8 protein-coding genes are annotated in these 15,661 nt (G+C 65.4%); 4 read left to right on the top strand and 4 right to left on the bottom strand.

Annotated elements, in window-relative coordinates:
• Window positions 1-126 precede the first annotated feature (126 nt).
• The gene (locus AB4Y34_RS20065; protein WP_368716978.1) at window positions 127-2,811 is read left to right on the top strand and encodes an ATP-binding cassette domain-containing protein; all 2,685 of its coding nucleotides are present in this window, start codon (window positions 127-129) and stop codon (window positions 2,809-2,811) included.
• Between the two features lie 21 nt (window positions 2,812-2,832).
• Here AB4Y34_RS20065 and AB4Y34_RS20060 read toward each other — a convergent pair whose 3' ends face one another.
• Window positions 2,833-3,765 (bottom strand): glycosyltransferase family 2 protein, encoded by a 933-nt coding sequence (locus tag AB4Y34_RS20060; RefSeq protein WP_368716977.1) that lies wholly within the window; start codon window positions 3,763-3,765, stop codon window positions 2,833-2,835.
• 57 nt (window positions 3,766-3,822) lie between these two features.
• A complete protein-coding gene (locus AB4Y34_RS20055; protein ID WP_176380540.1) occupies window positions 3,823-4,530 on the bottom strand; it encodes a PIG-L deacetylase family protein in 708 nt (235 codons plus the stop codon).
• Window positions 4,531-4,706: 176 nt separating this feature from the next.
• On the opposite strand from AB4Y34_RS20055, the gene AB4Y34_RS20050 reads away from it, so the two are divergent.
• Together AB4Y34_RS20050 and AB4Y34_RS20045 are read left to right on the top strand one after the other, a co-directional pair.
• Window positions 4,707-5,738: a flavodoxin family protein gene (locus tag AB4Y34_RS20050; protein ID WP_176380541.1), complete on the top strand. Its 1,032-nt coding sequence runs from the start codon at window positions 4,707-4,709 to the stop codon at window positions 5,736-5,738.
• A 28-nt stretch (window positions 5,739-5,766) separates the two neighbouring features.
• Window positions 5,767-7,053 carry a phosphatidylserine decarboxylase family protein gene (locus AB4Y34_RS20045; RefSeq protein ID WP_368716976.1) on the top strand — a complete coding sequence of 429 codons (1,287 nt, stop codon included), beginning with the start codon at window positions 5,767-5,769 and terminating at the stop codon, window positions 7,051-7,053.
• Between the two features lie 29 nt (window positions 7,054-7,082).
• Here the strand turns inward: AB4Y34_RS20045 and AB4Y34_RS20040 are convergent, their stop codons facing one another.
• Window positions 7,083-11,165, bottom strand: a complete 4,083-nt coding sequence (locus AB4Y34_RS20040) for a CheR family methyltransferase (RefSeq protein WP_368716975.1) — start codon at window positions 11,163-11,165, stop codon at window positions 7,083-7,085.
• 106 nt (window positions 11,166-11,271) lie between these two features.
• Complete coding sequence (locus AB4Y34_RS20035) at window positions 11,272-12,261, bottom strand: chemotaxis protein CheB (protein WP_368716974.1); 990 nt, start codon at window positions 12,259-12,261, stop codon at window positions 11,272-11,274.
• 270 nt (window positions 12,262-12,531) lie between these two features.
• Here AB4Y34_RS20035 and AB4Y34_RS20030 point away from each other — a divergent pair, with 270 nt between their 5' ends.
• Entirely contained in the window at window positions 12,532-15,654 is a 3,123-nt protein-coding gene (locus AB4Y34_RS20030; protein ID WP_368716973.1) for a CheR family methyltransferase, read from the top strand.
• The last annotated feature ends 7 nt before the right edge of the window (window positions 15,655-15,661 follow it).

Raw genomic sequence — 15,661 nt, 5'->3', positions numbered from 1 at the left:
ACAGGTAAGAGGTGCGCGGCTAGAGCGCTGTACGCCGGTCATTTTTCGCTCGCTGCCGGGCGCGCGACTTGCTTCCCGTCCCATTTGTGCGACGTTTTATCCGGGCGCGCCCCCGACCAGGATCCCATGCCGAATTCCGCCCCGCCGCCTCGCTCCGAACTGACGCGCCGAATCGTCGGCGATCTCGCGCATGCGGTATGGCGTTATCGCTGGCAGACCAGCGGGGCGCTCGCGCTGATGATCACGGCCCGGCTCGCGACCGTGCTGATGCCGCTCACGCTGAAGCACATCGTCGATGAGCTCGGCCATCCGCTCGCGCATGTGGCGTTTCCGGTGTTTCTCGTGCTCGCCTATGCGCTGCTGCGCTTTCTCGGCGACGCGCTGAACGAGGCGCGCGACGTCGTGTTCAGCATCGTCGTGCAGCGCACGGTCGCGGCGCTGACCGAGCGGACCTTCGCGCATCTGCATCGGTTGAGCGCGCGTTTTCATGCGCGGCGCGAGACTGGCGCGATCGTGCGCGACGTGCAGAAAGGCGCCGACGGTATCGGTTTTTTGCTCGGCACCGCGCTGTTTACGATCGTGCCGACCTTCTTCGAGATCGCGGTGATCGTCGCGATCATGGTGCACGCCTACGCGCGCGAGTTCATGTTCGTGATCGTCGCGACCTTCGTGCTGTATGCGGGTTATACGTTCGTGTTCACGCGGCGGCGCGTCGCGTTCCAGCGCGCGGTCAATCTGCTGGAAGCGCAATCGGACGGACGGCTCGTCGATAGCCTGCTGAACTACGACACGGTCAAGTACTTCGCGACCGAAGACAGCGAAACGCAACGGCTCGGCGACGTGCTGGAAAAGTGGGTCCACGCGCGCATCGCGAATCAGAACGCGTTGACCGCGTTGCACGTGGGACAGAGCGCGGTGATCGCGCTGGGGGTGGCGGGAGTCATGCTGCTCGCCGCGCAGCACGTGGTGGCCGGCAGCATGAGCGTCGGCGATCTGATTCTGGTCAACGCCTACCTGATCCAGGTCTGCATGCCGTTGAACACGCTCGGCTTCGTGTTTCGCGAGACCAACGACGCACTCGTCAACGTCGAGCGCATGTTCGTGATTCTGGCGGCGCGCGGCCGCGTCGGCGAGGATATCGATGCACGCGACGCGCAGCCGCTGAAGGTCGGCGCGGGGCTGATCGAGTTCGAGCACGTCGATTTTGGCTACGACACCGCGCGTCAGGTGCTGCGCGATGTCGACTTCCATGCGTATCCGGGCAAGACGCTCGCGGTGGTCGGCGGCAGCGGCTCGGGCAAATCGACGCTCGTCAAGCTGCTGTTCCGGCTGTACCGGCCCGAGCGCGGCATGATCCGCATCGACGGGCAAGACATCAGCCAGGTCACGCAGCGCAGTCTGCGCGAGGCGATCGGCATCGTGCCGCAGGACACCGTGCTGTTCAATGAAACGATCGCCTACAACATTGCGTATGGACGTCCGTCGGCGACACGCGCGGACGTGGTGCGCGCCGCACGCGCCGCGCAGCTCGACGAATTCATCGAGCGCTTGCCCGATCACTACGACACGCGCGTTGGCGAGCGCGGCGTGCGGCTGTCGGGCGGCGAGCGCCAGCGCATCGCAATCGCGCGCGCGATCCTGAAGGACCCGCGCATCATCGTGTTCGACGAAGCAACCTCGGCGCTCGACACGCGCTCCGAGCGCGCGATCCAGACCGAGCTGACGCGTCTCGCGCAAGGCCGCACGTCGATCGTGATTGCACATCGGCTTTCGACTGTCGTCGACGCGGACTGGATTCTGGTGATGGAACACGGTCAGGTGGTCGAGCAGGGCACGCATCGTGAGCTGCTCGCGCGCGACGCTGTGTACGCGAAGATGTGGTCGCTGCAATGGCAGCAGGGCGAACTCGAACACGCGCAGCGCCGGCTGACTGCTCGGTCGGTCAGCGTCAGCGCATTGACGGCGGGTGTGATCGATGCGTTGCACGACGAGATCGCCGGGCAGCGCGTGGTCGTCTACGCGGAGCCGTCCGACAACGAACTGCGTGTGACCGGCGATCCGAGCGTGCTGCAGCCGTTGATCGCCGAGTTGTGCCGCAACGAGATCGCGCAGGCGACACCGGGTCAGCGCATCGCACTGCGCGCTGAGCGCCACGGCAATCACGTATGGTTCAGCGTGCTCGGCATGGGCGACAAGCCGGCCGAGCTATCGCAGGCAATGGCGCGGCAGATGGAAAGCGCGCTGGCGGCGGCGGGCGGCAGCTTCACGTTGACCCCGCTCAACGGGCGGCTCGCCTATGTCGCGATGCTGCCCTTGCTGCCGGTCGCGGATGCGCAGCCGCCAGAGTCCACCGCACCGGATTCGGCCGAGCCCGCTTCGCTCGACGGCCTCTTCGTGCTCGCGATCGACGATCAGGAAGAAGCACGTGACGCGCTCGAAGCGGTGCTGGGCACGAGCGGCGCACGCGTGCGGCTGTTCGCATCCGGCCACGAAGCGCTGGATTGGCTGCGCGCGACGGACCCGGCGCAATGGCCGCAGGTGCTGCTCTGCGATCTGATGCTGGCGGGCGAAGATGGCTACGACGTGCTGCGCCGCTTGCGCGAACTGGAACGCGAGCGGCCGTCCTTTCCGGGCAGGCCAATGCCCGCGATTGCGTTGACCGGTTACACGGACGCACTCGACGAACAGCACGCGCGCGGCGCGGACTTCGACGCGCATTTGAACAAGCCCGTGCCGCCTGAAGAACTGATCGCCGCGATCCGTCGGCTCGCGCCTGTGCCGTCGAGCGCGGACTCGACGTTGCCAGGATAAGGAAAGCGCGTAATTCAGGTTTCAGGTCGGCGCGTCGAACTTGCCACCGACGGACGTCGTTGCGGACGCGTCGAGATTGCGTTCGGCCGCGCGCACGCGGTCGCGCATTGCGAGGATCGACTGCGGGACCACCCGGCGTTCTCGCACGGTCCACCCAAGCCCAGCCAGCAATTCGATGCCGTCGCGCAGCAGCGTGCCTTCCCGCGCGAACACGTCGAGGGCGCGCAGCGTCGCGCTCATCGCTTCGCCCAACGGCAGGCGCAGCCATGCCACCCACGCGGCATTGCGCGCGAGCATGCGTCGCCGCAACGCGCTGTCACGCACCGGCGACGGACGATGCTGGAGCGTCAACTGCTCGCAGTAGGCGATCGCCTGTCCCGAGGCGAGCACGTCGAGGGAAACGAGTGTTTCCTCGCCGCCGATGAAAAGGCGCGGCTCATAGCCGCCGACCTCGCGAAACAGCGCGGTACGAAACACGCACGCGCCCGCCATATAGCCGATCAAAGCGGGCCCGGGCAGGCCAACACGTCCCAGCGGGCTTGCGCTCATCAACGCACAGGTTGGGTCCGTCGCATGGTCCGCGCCGACGGCCACGCGCGCATTCAGCACGCCGACGCGTGGCCATGCGTCGAGCAATTGCACCGCGCGTTCGAGCGAGCCGGGCTCCCACCACGTGTCGTCATCGCAGAACGCTACATAGTCGGTCTCGACGCACGCGACCGCGTGGTTGCGGCCCGCCGCGCCGAGATTGCCGTTGCATTCGACGACGCGAACGCTCGGATAGCGCGCTTTGACGAGTGCGACCGTGTTGTCGGTGGAGCCGTTGTCGGCCACGATGATCGGCGGGTTTTCGGGTAACGCGAGCAGACGTTCCAGGGTGGTGAGCAATTCGCCCGCACGGTTATGCGTCAGAACGACGACCGAAATGCGCGGGTGGGCGGCTATTGTTCGCATGCTAAGCGATCGCTTCGAGGTTGGACAGCGATGGCGAAGCAAACCCCGTGCCGTGCGTCACGCGTTTTGCGGATGCCGACTCGATTCATCGCAGCTGAGCTGCCAATAGCGTTCGGCCGAAAAGAGGCTTGCCTGTCCGTCGGGACCGAACGCGCGCAATTGGCTGCGGTAGGCGTCGAGTGCCGCGCCCTTCATGCGCTCGTGTTGCGTCGTGCCGGGCACGTCCAACGTGTGCGGCGCATCAGCGGCATAGCCGCGTGTCGCGAGGTCGCATAGGCGCGCTTGCACGACGCCGGACATGCGCCGGTAGGGCACGTCCTCATAGGCGATGAAGTGCGTGGCTGGCTGACGCCGCATCAGTGCGAGACAGGCATTGGCCACCATAACGTGATCCGAATGGAACAGACCCAACGGCATCAAGACACGCGTGGGCTTCGCGTGAGCAACTGTCTGGCTCAACGCCGTCATCAGCTCGTCCGCAGCGGGCGACGCATGGTATTGCGCGTCGCGGAACAGCAAATGCACGGGGATCGCCGACAGCAGCCCAAGCGCCTCCCGGTCTTCCGCCTGACGCGTGCGCATCGCTTCGAATGCGTCGGCGAAACCGGCCGCGCGGTCCCAATCGGTCGTGAGCTTCTCGGCGGGCGGCGCGGTGAAAACCGTGCAAACGACCGTGCCGGGATGCGCGGCGAGCAGAAGTCCGCAACTGAGGACCGCATCGTCGAGATGCGGTGAGATGACGAGCAGGCGCTGGTTCGATTCCATACCCGCACTCAGCAAGCTGCGTTCCGCAGTCGCGGCGCGCGACGGGGCGGCGCTGGAACAGCCCTTGCTGCCCTGCGGTTCGAATACCGCTTACAACTTCAGCCATGAGCCCGCCTGCAAAACCGCCCGATCACATCCGTACCGTCGAAGTCCGCAAAGGTCAGGTAACCGAAGCAATGTCCCGCGACGCATTTCGCGAGCGCTTCATGGCCCGCTTCTACGACCCGGCATTTCGGGCGGAAGACGAATCGCTCGCGCGGCTCGAAGCGATCGCGTGGGATGCTTACTCGCAAGGCCGCAAGGCGCCGGTCACCGAAAAGGCCGGCCCGGGATTCGCCGATCCGGACTACGACCTGTCGGTCGAATGGCGTGCCGCGAGCGAGCGCGTGAAGGCGGCGCAGGCGCGACAGCGCGATCCGGCGACGCGCTCGCGCGTGCTCGTGATCAACGCGTCCTCGCGCAACGACTACACGTGCCCCGGCGAGATGTCGAAGAGCTTCCGGCTCGCGAAGATCGCGCAACAGGCGCTCGAACGCCGGTCCTTCGACGTCGATTTCCTCGACCTGTCGCATCTGAACTCCGATCGCGACCTGCACATTCATCCGTGCAAAGGCTGTGTGTCGACCGCGATGCCGCTGTGTCACTGGCCTTGCAGCTGTTATCCGAACCATTCGCTCGGGCTCGTCAACGACTGGATGAACGACATCTACGAGCGCTTTGCCGCCTGCCACGGCGTGCTGATCGTGACGCCGGTCTACTGGTATCAGGTGTCCGCGCCGCTGAAGCTGATGATGGATCGCCTCGTTTGCGCCGACGGCGGCAATCCCGACCCCTCCTCGACGCACGGCAAGAAAGCGGACGAAGCGAAGCGTCTTGAACTGGCCGGCTGGGACTATCCGAAACATTTGGCGGGCCGGGCCTATGGGGTCGTCGTGCATGGCGACGTGGCCGGCATCGAGGACTCGCGCAGGGCGCTCGCCGACTGGCTCGACTGGATGGGCTTCGTCGAAGCGGGCGCGAAGTCGCGGCTCGATCGCTTTATCGGCTATTACGAGCCTTATGCGACCAGCCATGAGGCGCTCGATCGCGACGAGGACATGCAGCAGGAAGTGGCCAACGTGGCCCAGGCCGTCGCGACCTGCGTCGAGCAGATTCGTGGCGGGCGCAAGGAACCGGACGACGGCCTCGGCACGCCGCGCGCCAAATGATCCCCAACTCGGATAAGAAAGGAGAAGCATGACGAACGACGAAGTGGCGAGCCCGCGCACGCAACGGCGCCGGCTCGGAGGATGGCTGCCGCGCGACGAAGCGCATCTCGCTCGCTACCGGACCGCGCTGGCCGCGAAAGCGCGCGAACGTGCGCGCACGGCGCCACGCACGCGTGCCGTCGCGGAACTCGCGGCGCTGATCGAAGGCGATCCGGTGCTGCGCATGGATATGACGCGGGCCATCATGCAGGCACAGCAAGCAGGCTACGTGCTCGGCTATGCAACGATCGACGAGCTGATGACGCTCGTCGATTACCTGATGACCTACGCGCCGCCGTTCAGCGAATCCGATCTGATTCATTGTCCGCTGAACGCGGTGCTCGACTGGCCGATGTGCATGCCGTCCGGCTATGCACTGTTTCGCGACCCGGCGCTCAACGCGCAGCTCAAGCACGTGCTGAATTGCTGGTGCGGCTTTCTGAGCGGTCCGCATTCACGCGAACATTTAAATGCGTCGTCGCCTGACGGCTGGTTCAGCTCCGAGGCCGACAAACGGATCGGCCTCGCGCAATTCGCTTGCGATCCCGAGCAACCGTATTGGGGCTTTACGTCGTGGAACGATTTCTTCACGCGGCGCTTCCGTCCCGGCATGCGGCCGGTCGAGGAGCCGGACAACGACAAGCTGATCGTCAGCGCGTGCGAGGCGACGCCGTACAACGTGCAGCACGGCGTGAAGCTGCGCGACACGTTCTGGATCAAGTCACAGCCGTATTCGCTCGAAGACATGCTGAGCTCGCGCGAGCGCGAACTGGCGCGGCGCTTCGAGGGCGGCTCGGTGTATCAGGCCTTTCTGAGCGCGTTCAACTATCACCGCTGGCATGCGCCGGTCAGTGGCGTGATCTCGCGCGCGTACGCGGCGGACGGCAGTTACTATTCGACCGCCGATAGCGAAGGCGAAGACCCAAGCGGGCTCAACGATTCGCAGGGCTACATCACGGCGCTCGCGGCGCGCGCGGTGATCGTGATCGAATGCGACGATGCGGCGGTGGGGCAGGTGGCGTGCGTGTTCGTCGGCATGGCGGACGTGTCGTCGTGCATGATCGAGGCGTTGCCGGGTCAGCGCGTCCGAAAGGGCGATGAGTTGGGGTTTTTCCAGTACGGCGGATCGACTTGCTGCCTGGTGTTCGAGCCGGGCGTGATAGAGCGCTTCGTCGTCGAGCCGCCGTTCGGCGACAAGCAGCCGCCGATCAAGGTCAACGCGGCCGTTGCAAGGGCCGGGTCGCGCAACGCATCGCCGTCGCAAAGCAACGGCTAGACGCGCTGCGCGCCGGCCGGGCGGCGGATTCAACTGCGCAGCCGCGCGAAAATGCTCAGCAAGTCTTCGAGAACCACCGGTTTTTTCAGGTGCGCGTCGAAGCCCGCATCTTCGGCTGCGCTGACGTCCGCCTGCTGCCCGAAGCCGCTGACCGCGATACAGATCACGGACTTCATCGCCGGCATGCCGCGCAGCTTGCCGATGAACTCCATACCGTCCATGCCCGGCATGCCGATGTCGGACAGGATGATATCGGGCGCGTTGCCGTTGATGATCGTCAGCGCTTCCTCACCGCTCGTCGCGGTCCGCACTTCGGCGCCCTCGCTTTCCAGCAGCAGCTTGAAGGTTTCGACGGTCGCGGCGTCGTCGTCGACCATCAGGATGCGCGTGCCTTTCAGCGGCTCGCCGGTGACTTCGATCCCCGCGCTCGTGCGGGTGGCGAGCCGGTGGGTAGGCAGCGTCACCGTGAACGTTGCACCGCGGCCGACGCCGTCCGACTCCGCGCGCACTGCGCCGCCGTGCAGGTTGACCAGATCGCGCACCAGCGCGAGGCCGATGCCGAGGCCCCCGCGGCGCGAGCCCGGATCGCGGCTCTGCTGGAACATCTCGAAGATATGCGGCAGCAGCGAGGCCTCGATGCCGATGCCGGTATCGCTGACGCGCAGCACGGCTTCGGCGTGGTCGTTGACCTGCAACGACACCTGGATCGACCCGCGCTGCGTGAACTTCAGCGCATTACTGATCAGATTCCACACGATCTGCTCGATACGCGTCAGATCCGCATGAATGATCACCGGCGCATCGGTCACCTCGACGCTCAACGCGATGCCGCGCTGCGCGGCATCGTCCTGCACCGCGCTGCACACGCGCTGCACGATCTCGCGCATGTCGACCACGGTGCGCACGACCGACAGCTTGCCGGTGCGCACGCGCGAAATGTCGAGCAGGTCGTCGATGATTTGCGCCTGGCCGATCACGGTGCGCCGGATCGTATCGGTCGCGCGCGACACGTTCAGGTTCTGGCGCGTTTCCGGCGCGCGCGCGATCAGTTCGGCGCTCGCTGAAATCAGGTTGAGCGGATGCTTGAGTTCGTGCGACACGACTGCGAGAAATTCATCGCGGCGCCGCTGCGCTTCGCGCTCGCTCGCGGCGCGCAGCGTTTCGACGTGGGTGCCGCGTCCCGAGGTCGGGTCGCTGGCGAACTCGCCGAGATCGCGCGTGATCTTCGCAAAACCGCTGATGCCCGGCTCGTCGAGACGGGACAGCACACCGCTCGCGAAAAAGCGCGTGCCGTCCTTGCGCAGATGCCAGCGCTCCTCTTCGGCGCGGCCGTTCAGACGCGCTTCGGCGAACTCGCGTTGCGCGACGTTCGCCGCGCGGTCTTCGTCGGTGTACAGGATGTCGGCGGACTGGCCGATCATTTCGGCTTCCGAATAGCCGAAAATCCGTTCCGCGCCCGCGTTCCAGCTATTGATCACGCCGTTTTCGTCGAACGTGATGATCGCGTAGTCCTTGGTGCCCTCGGCGACGATGCGCATGCGCCGCTCGCCTTCGCGCAGCCGGTCTTCCGCCTGACGCCGGCCGGTGATGTCGATGAACGACAGCACCGCGCCGTCGATGCGGTCTTCGGTGGTGCGGTAGGGCACGAAGCGCGCGAGATACCAGCGCCCGTCGTTGCTCTTCAGCTCGCGTTCGATCAGGCGCAGCGAGTCGAATGCTTCGGCCGCGTCGTCGGCGAGCTTGTCGTATTCGAGGCGGTGGGTGATGTCGAGCAGCGAGCGCCCGATATCCGACGGAATGATGCTGAAGACGTCGGTGGCGCGCGGCGTATAGCGCTTGATGCAAATGTTGCGGTCGACGAAGATCGTGCCGATGTCGTTCGCGGCGATCAGGTTGTGCAGGTCGTCGTTGATCTTGCCGGTTTCCTCGACCTTCGACTTCAGCTCCGCGTTGACCGTGGTCAGCTCTTCGTTGATCGATTGCAGCTCTTCCTTGCTGGTTTCGAGCTCCTCGGTCGCCGAGCGCAGTTCCTCGTTGATCGCCTGCAATTCCTCGTTCGACGCCTTCAACTCCTCGGTCGAGGTCTCCGACTGCTCGATGGTGGACTGCAATTGCTCCTTCGTGCGTTGCAGCTCACGTTCGAGCTGGCTGATGATCGGGTCTTTCTGCACGTCGACCGACGCCGTTTCGGCGTTGGCCATGCTGTCTTCGACCTCGTCGAACAGCACCAGCACGAAGTCCGCGTTCGCTTCCGGGTCGTGCACCGGCCGCGCGGTCATGTTGACGAAGTACGAACGGCCGTCGCGTTCGATGCGCACGCGGCGCGCTTCGACGCTGCGGTTCGTGTGCAAGGCCTGATAGATAGCGGTGCGCAGTTCGAGCCGCAGTTCGGGACGCACGACGGCCACGATGTTATGCGACGGCTCGCCGCCCGAATATTGCAGAAAGCGCCCGGCGCGGTCGGACAGATGCACGATTTCGGATTCGCGGCTCACCAGCACGCTTGGCGGCGCATATTGCTCGACGAGCCGTTGATGCAAATCGCCGAACGAAAAGCGCCGGCGCCCCGGCGGCTGCACCGTGGTGACGAGGGGGCGCGAACTCATCGTGCCCGAAATCGCGATCGGCACCGGCGTGTCGCCGCGCACGGCCATGTTCGCGCGATAGATGCGGTTGCGCTTGTCGACCACGGTGAACATCGAGCTCACGCTGTCGGCCGACTCCGAGCTGCCGAGGAACAGCACGCCGCCGGGCCGCAGCGCGAAGTGGAACATCTTCAGAATTTCGATCTGCGCTTCGCGGTCCAGATAGATCAGCAGATTGCGGCAGCAGATCATGTCGAGCCGCGAGAACGGCGGGTCGCTGAGCACGTTGTGGTGCGCGAACAGCATGTGTTCGCGCAGTTCCTTCTTGATCCGGTAGTGGGCGGCGTCTTTCGTGAAGAACTGGCGGATGCGCGCCGGCGTCAGGTCGGCCGAGATCGAGTCCGGGTACAGGCCCACGCGCGCGAATGCAATGGCGCGCTCGTCGATGTCGGTCGCGAATACCTGGAACGACACGCCCTCGGGCGACTTCAGCGAGCGCTCCTGCAGCAGCATTGCCAGCGAATACGCCTCCTCGCCGGTCGCGCAGCCCACCGACCAGACGCGGATGCGGTCCTGTTCGCCGCGGTTTTCGAAGAGGGGGGGCAATACCTCGCGCTCGAGCACGTCGAACGCTTCCTTGTCGCGGAAGAAGTTGGTGACGCTGATCAGCATGTCCTGCAGCAGCGCCTGAGTTTCTTCAGGGTGCAGATGCAGATAATCGCGATACGCCTGCAGATCCGTAATGCCGTTGACCTGCAGCCGGCGTTCGATGCGGCGCAGAACCGTAGCCCGTTTGTAATGCCGGAAGTCGTGCGCGGTGCGGGTGCGCAGGATCACCATGATCTCGCGCAGCGCGCGCTCGGCCGACTCGTTGACCGTGTCTTCCTCGGGCTCGTCCGGCTGCACGGCCGGCAGATGGATTTCCCGCGCGGTGGACCACAGATCGAGCAGCCGCTGCGGCATCTCGGCCGCGGTCATCACGAAGTCGGCCATGCCGGTCGCGATCGCGCTGCGCGGCATGCTGTCGTATTCCGCTTCGGAAGGGTCCTGCACGAGCGTGATGCCGCCCATTTCCTTGATGCGCGACAGGCCGACCGAGCCGTCCGAGCCCGCACCCGACATCACGATGCCGATCGCGCGTTCGCGATGCGCCTCGGCGAGCGTGCGGAAGAACAGATCGATGCTCGCGCGGCGTCCCTCTTCGGACTGCTTCTGTGTGACGCGCAGGTAGCCGTCGACCATGATCATCTCGAACGAGGGCGCGACCAGATAAACGTGGTCCGATTCGATTTGCGTGGGGCCCGTGACCTGCTGCACCGGCATGCTGGTGACCTTTTGCAGCAGCGAGGCCAGATTGCTTTCGTGGTCCGGCGACAGGTGAACGACCACGACGAAGGCCATCGACGTGCGCGCGGGCAGCGCCTCGAAGAATTCCGTCAGCGCGTTAAGCCCTCCTGCCGATGCGCCGATACCGACGATCGGATAGAGTGCCTGGCTAGGCAGAGTTTGCCCTCGCTTCTTTGACATGGCTGCGTGTCCCTTCTTGGAAAAGGATAGTGTCCAGCGGTGGATTTTTATAGGGCAACGAGCCCATTTCTTGCTCGGCCCGGATCGTTATTATCCCGCATTGCACTCATTTTTCCAGCAGCATCGATTGCAACAGTTCGGCCGCGTGGCCCGCGCGCCGGGCGTTGTCCTCCTCGCGTTGTTGTGCGGCGGTGTCTCCTATCGCCGCGAAGTGTTCGCCGAGCTCGCGGCTGAACATTTCGCGCTCGCGCAGCGCCCGCAGCGCATTGCGCAGCGACATCTCCGCATCGATCATGCGGCCGTCGTCGAGCGACGCGGCCGAATACGCATGGCCGGTATGGCAGCGGTAACGCATCACGCGCGAACCGGTGATGCGCCACAGCGTGCCGTTGCATTCGGGGCATGTGAAAGTCGATGGCGTGGCCAGTCCCTCGATCGCGTCGAACGGCGCGGTGCCGGACAGCCACGCGCGCTGTTCGAGGACGACGCGGTCGGAGGCCTCGCGCTGCGCCGGGCCGAGATTTACGGGCGGATTGGCAATGCCGCCGGTCAGTTTTACCAAACATGGGCCCAGTTGCTGGAGCGGCAGCACGTGGTCGGCGAAGGGCGTTGCGTGCCGTGGCATCTCGCTCGCGAACGCGTCGTCGGGGTCCTGCACGAGCGTCGTGCCGCCGCACGCCTGGATCGCTTCGAGGCCCGCGGCGCCATCGTCGAGCAGGCCGGTCAGGATCACGCCGATCGCGCGCGGTCCCATCTGCGCGGCCGCGCTGCGAAACAGCGGGTCGATCGCGGGGCGCGCGAAATTTTCTTTCGCGCCATGCAGCAACCGCAGCTGGCCATCGTCTACCACGAGGTGCCGATCGGGCGGCGCCACGTAAATTCTGCCGGGCGCGTAATGTTCGCCATCCTGCGCGTGCTTGGCCGGCAGCGGGCCGGCCTGGTTCAGAAGCGTGGGCAGCATGCTGCCATGCGCGCCGATGTGCAGCACGACGGCGATGCTGGCGGGCATATCGACGGGAAGCTGCGACGCAAGCGCACGCAGCGCGTCGACCCCTCCCGAGGACGTGCCGATTACGATGAAATCACGGTGGCTCAAGTGGACTCCGGGACGTGGAAGCGGGACGGAAAAACGGGCCTTTCCTGTCAGTCAACGTAATGAGCAAGCGATATGCCGTCCGGGCATTTTTATTGCGCTGCTGCCGATGAAAACGTCCCTTGCGCCGACACCGGTCTTCAGCCCCGGCCACAAATCAGCCGCGCGGGACGAAAGCGCCGCGAACCACGCACAGGCATATGATGAACATGTAAGGACACGCGTGCCGGACATGGCCGGCACGATACGACGTTCCTGCGCAAGCTCACACTCATGGCGACTCCGATTCAAGCTTCCGCGCCAGCGGAAAGCTGCCACGTCGTCGGCATTGGCGCATCCGCCGGCGGCATCGAAGCGATGCATTGCCTGCTTCAGGCTTTGCCCGCCGAACCTGCGCTTGCGCTCGTCGTCGTGCAACACCAGCTGCCGGGTGGATCGGACGAGCTCGTGAATCTGGTCAGCAAGTGGACGTTGCTGCCGGTCCGTGCCGCGAACAACGGCGAGCGTCCCGAGCCGAATCACGTCTACGTCGCGGGTTCCGACGACGTGCTGACTCTCGAAGGCGGCCTCTTTCGCACGCGGCCGGTCGACGGCGGCAGCCGCCGTCCCGGCATCGACACCATCGACGCATTCCTCGAAAGCCTCGCGCAAGATCGCGGCTCGCACGCGCTCGCGGCGATCCTGTGCGGCACCGGCACCGATGGCGCGGCCGGCGCGATCTGCGTGAAGCGGGCCGGCGGCGTGGTGCTCGTGCAGGACCCGGTCACCACGATGAACGACAGCATGCCGAGAGCGGTGATTTCGCGCGGCGCCGCCGACTACATCCTGCCGGTCGGCGAGATCGCGAAACAGCTGCTGCGCTGTGCGTCACCCGCCTATGTGCGGCCGGCCAACGAAGTCGCGTGGACCGGCGAGATCACGCGAACGCTCGACGAGATCGTCGGGCTGATCCGCAAGCAGGCGGGCTTCGATCTGGGTGGTTACAAAGCGACCCCGCTGCTGTGGCGCATCCAGCAGCGCATGGATTTGCGGCGTACCGAATCGTTCGGCGACTACGAGTCGCTGTTGCGCGACGACCCGGCTGAGCTCGAAGCGCTGATTCGCGGCATTCCGATTCACGTGACCGAGTTCTTCCGCGACGCGCCCGCCTGGGACGTGCTGCGGCACGAGGTCATAGAGCCGATGCTGAGCGAGCGCCGCGCGAGCGATGTCATACGGGCCTGGACACCGGCGTGCGCGACCGGCGAAGAAGCGTATTCAGTCGCGATGCTTCTGCACGAGCATGCGGAAAAGACTGGCCGTCCCATCGATTTCCAGGTGTTCGCGACCGATGCGTCGCCGGAAATCGTCGCGCGCGCGAGCCGCGGCGCGTTTTCGAGCGACGCGCTGAAGAACGTCTCTTCGGCACGCCAGCAGAAGTTCTTCTATTCCACCGACGGCAACTGGCGAGTCAAACGCCACCTGCGCGAAAAGATGGTATTCGCGCCGCAGGACCTGCTGCTCGATCCGCCGTTCAGGAACCTGGATCTGGTCACTTGTCGCAACCTGCTGATTTATCTCGACCCCGAAGCGGTCAAGCGCGTCGTATTCCTGCTGCACAACTCGCTGAAGGTGGGCGGCTATCTGTTCCTCGGCAAGGGCGAACCGCTGTTGTCGCGGCAAGGCGGTTTCAACGTCGTGTCGAGCCGTTGGCATATTTACCGCAAGACCGGCCCCGCGAGCGACGTCGAGGTCCGCTTCCCGTTGCGTGTCGCGACAAGCTTGCGCGCGAGCGCCGTGCCTTTCATCGGTCATTCGAGCGTGCATGCGCAGCGTGACTTCCCGTCGGTGCTGATCGACGACGAATTTCGCGTGCTGCGGGTGTATGGCGACACGGAAAAATACCTGCGCGTCCCGGCCGGCCAACCCACCGACAACCTGCTCGAACTGACGCAGCGCGAACTGGCGTCGAGCCTGAAGGCGGCCGCGAAGATAGCGCTCGAAGACGGTCAGCCGACGATCGTCAACGGCCTGCGTGAAGAAGGGAACGTCACGCACGCGTTCCAGATCCGGCTCACACCGATTCGAAGCGCGCAAAACGGCGCCGCGCCGCGGCTGCTCGCATCGTTCATTTCCCGCGCGCGCGAGATTCGGCCCGGCGCCACCGAACCCGTTGCGCTGCCGAGCCACGCTGCGGACGTCGCAGCTTCGAGCGAGTGGAGCGAAGCGATCCGCATCTCGCGCGAGGAACTGGAGGCGTCGCGCGAAGAGTTGCAGGTGCTAAACGAGGAACTGAAAGCGGCGAACGAGCAACTCAATCTCGTCAACGACGACCTGAACCAGGCCAATGCGCGGCTCACCGGCAAGATCGCGGAACTGGAGATGCAGAGCGGCGTGCTGAGCGCCGGTGCGGTGATGGCGATGTTTCTCGATCAGGCGCTGCGCGTGCGCTGGTTCACGCCTTCGATCGGCGAGATATTTCCGCTGAAAACGGGCGACGTCGGACGCGGCATCGCCGATATTTCGCCGAAGGTCGACGACGTGAATTTCCTGCGCGACGTGCTCGCGGTGATGCAGAGCGGGACACCGCGCGAAGCCGAGGTGCGAAACGCCAGCGGGGGATGGTTCCTGCGGCGCATTCGCCCGTTTCTGTCGCAGACCGGCACGAGCGGCGTGGCCGTCACGGTCACCGACATCTCGGACCTGAAGCACGCGGAAAGAGTGCTGCGCGAAAGCGCGATGCACGATTTCATGATGCGCTTCGCCGACGCGCTGCGCGGGCTGTCCGGATACCGTAATACCCGATCGACGGCGATCCGGATGCTGCGTCAGCAGTTCGGCGCCGCGCGCGTCAACTACTCGGAAGCGCGTGGCCCCGACGAACTGGAAATCGTCGCGACCGACGCGCTCGCGGGCACGGCCGATATGCTGGGCCGCCGCTGCGCGATCAACGACGCCGGGCCTGCGCTCACCGCCGCGCTGTTCACCGGCCGCAGCGGCTGGAGCAACGACGTGATGGCCGATCCCGCCGCTAGCGCGGCCGAGCGGCGCGCGTGCCACGCACTCGGCATCGGCGCGTGGGCCAACATGCCGTTCGTGCAGTCGGGTCGCGTGCTCGGCGCGCTGACGGTGCACTTCGACACCGCGCACACGTGGGCGCCCGACGAACTGATGTTTCTCGAACTGATGGCCGAGCGCACGTGGGCCGCGGTCGGACGCGCGCGCGCCGAGGAAGACCTGCGCGCGCGCAACGAGGAACTCGAGCGGTTCAACAAGGCGGCGATCGGCCGCGAACTGCGCGTGATCGATCTGAAGAACGAGGTGAACGAGTTGCGCCGGCAACTCGGTCAATCGCGTCGCTATGCGACGGAGTCCGACGATCATGACGATCGTACCAAGGCGCCCGATCGCAACTGAACGGCGA

It is taken from the genome of Paraburkholderia sp. BR10954 (assembly GCF_040965775.1).
Lineage (GTDB): Bacteria > Pseudomonadota > Gammaproteobacteria > Burkholderiales > Burkholderiaceae > Paraburkholderia > Paraburkholderia youngii.
This window is presented reverse-complemented; position numbering and strand designations above follow the sequence as displayed.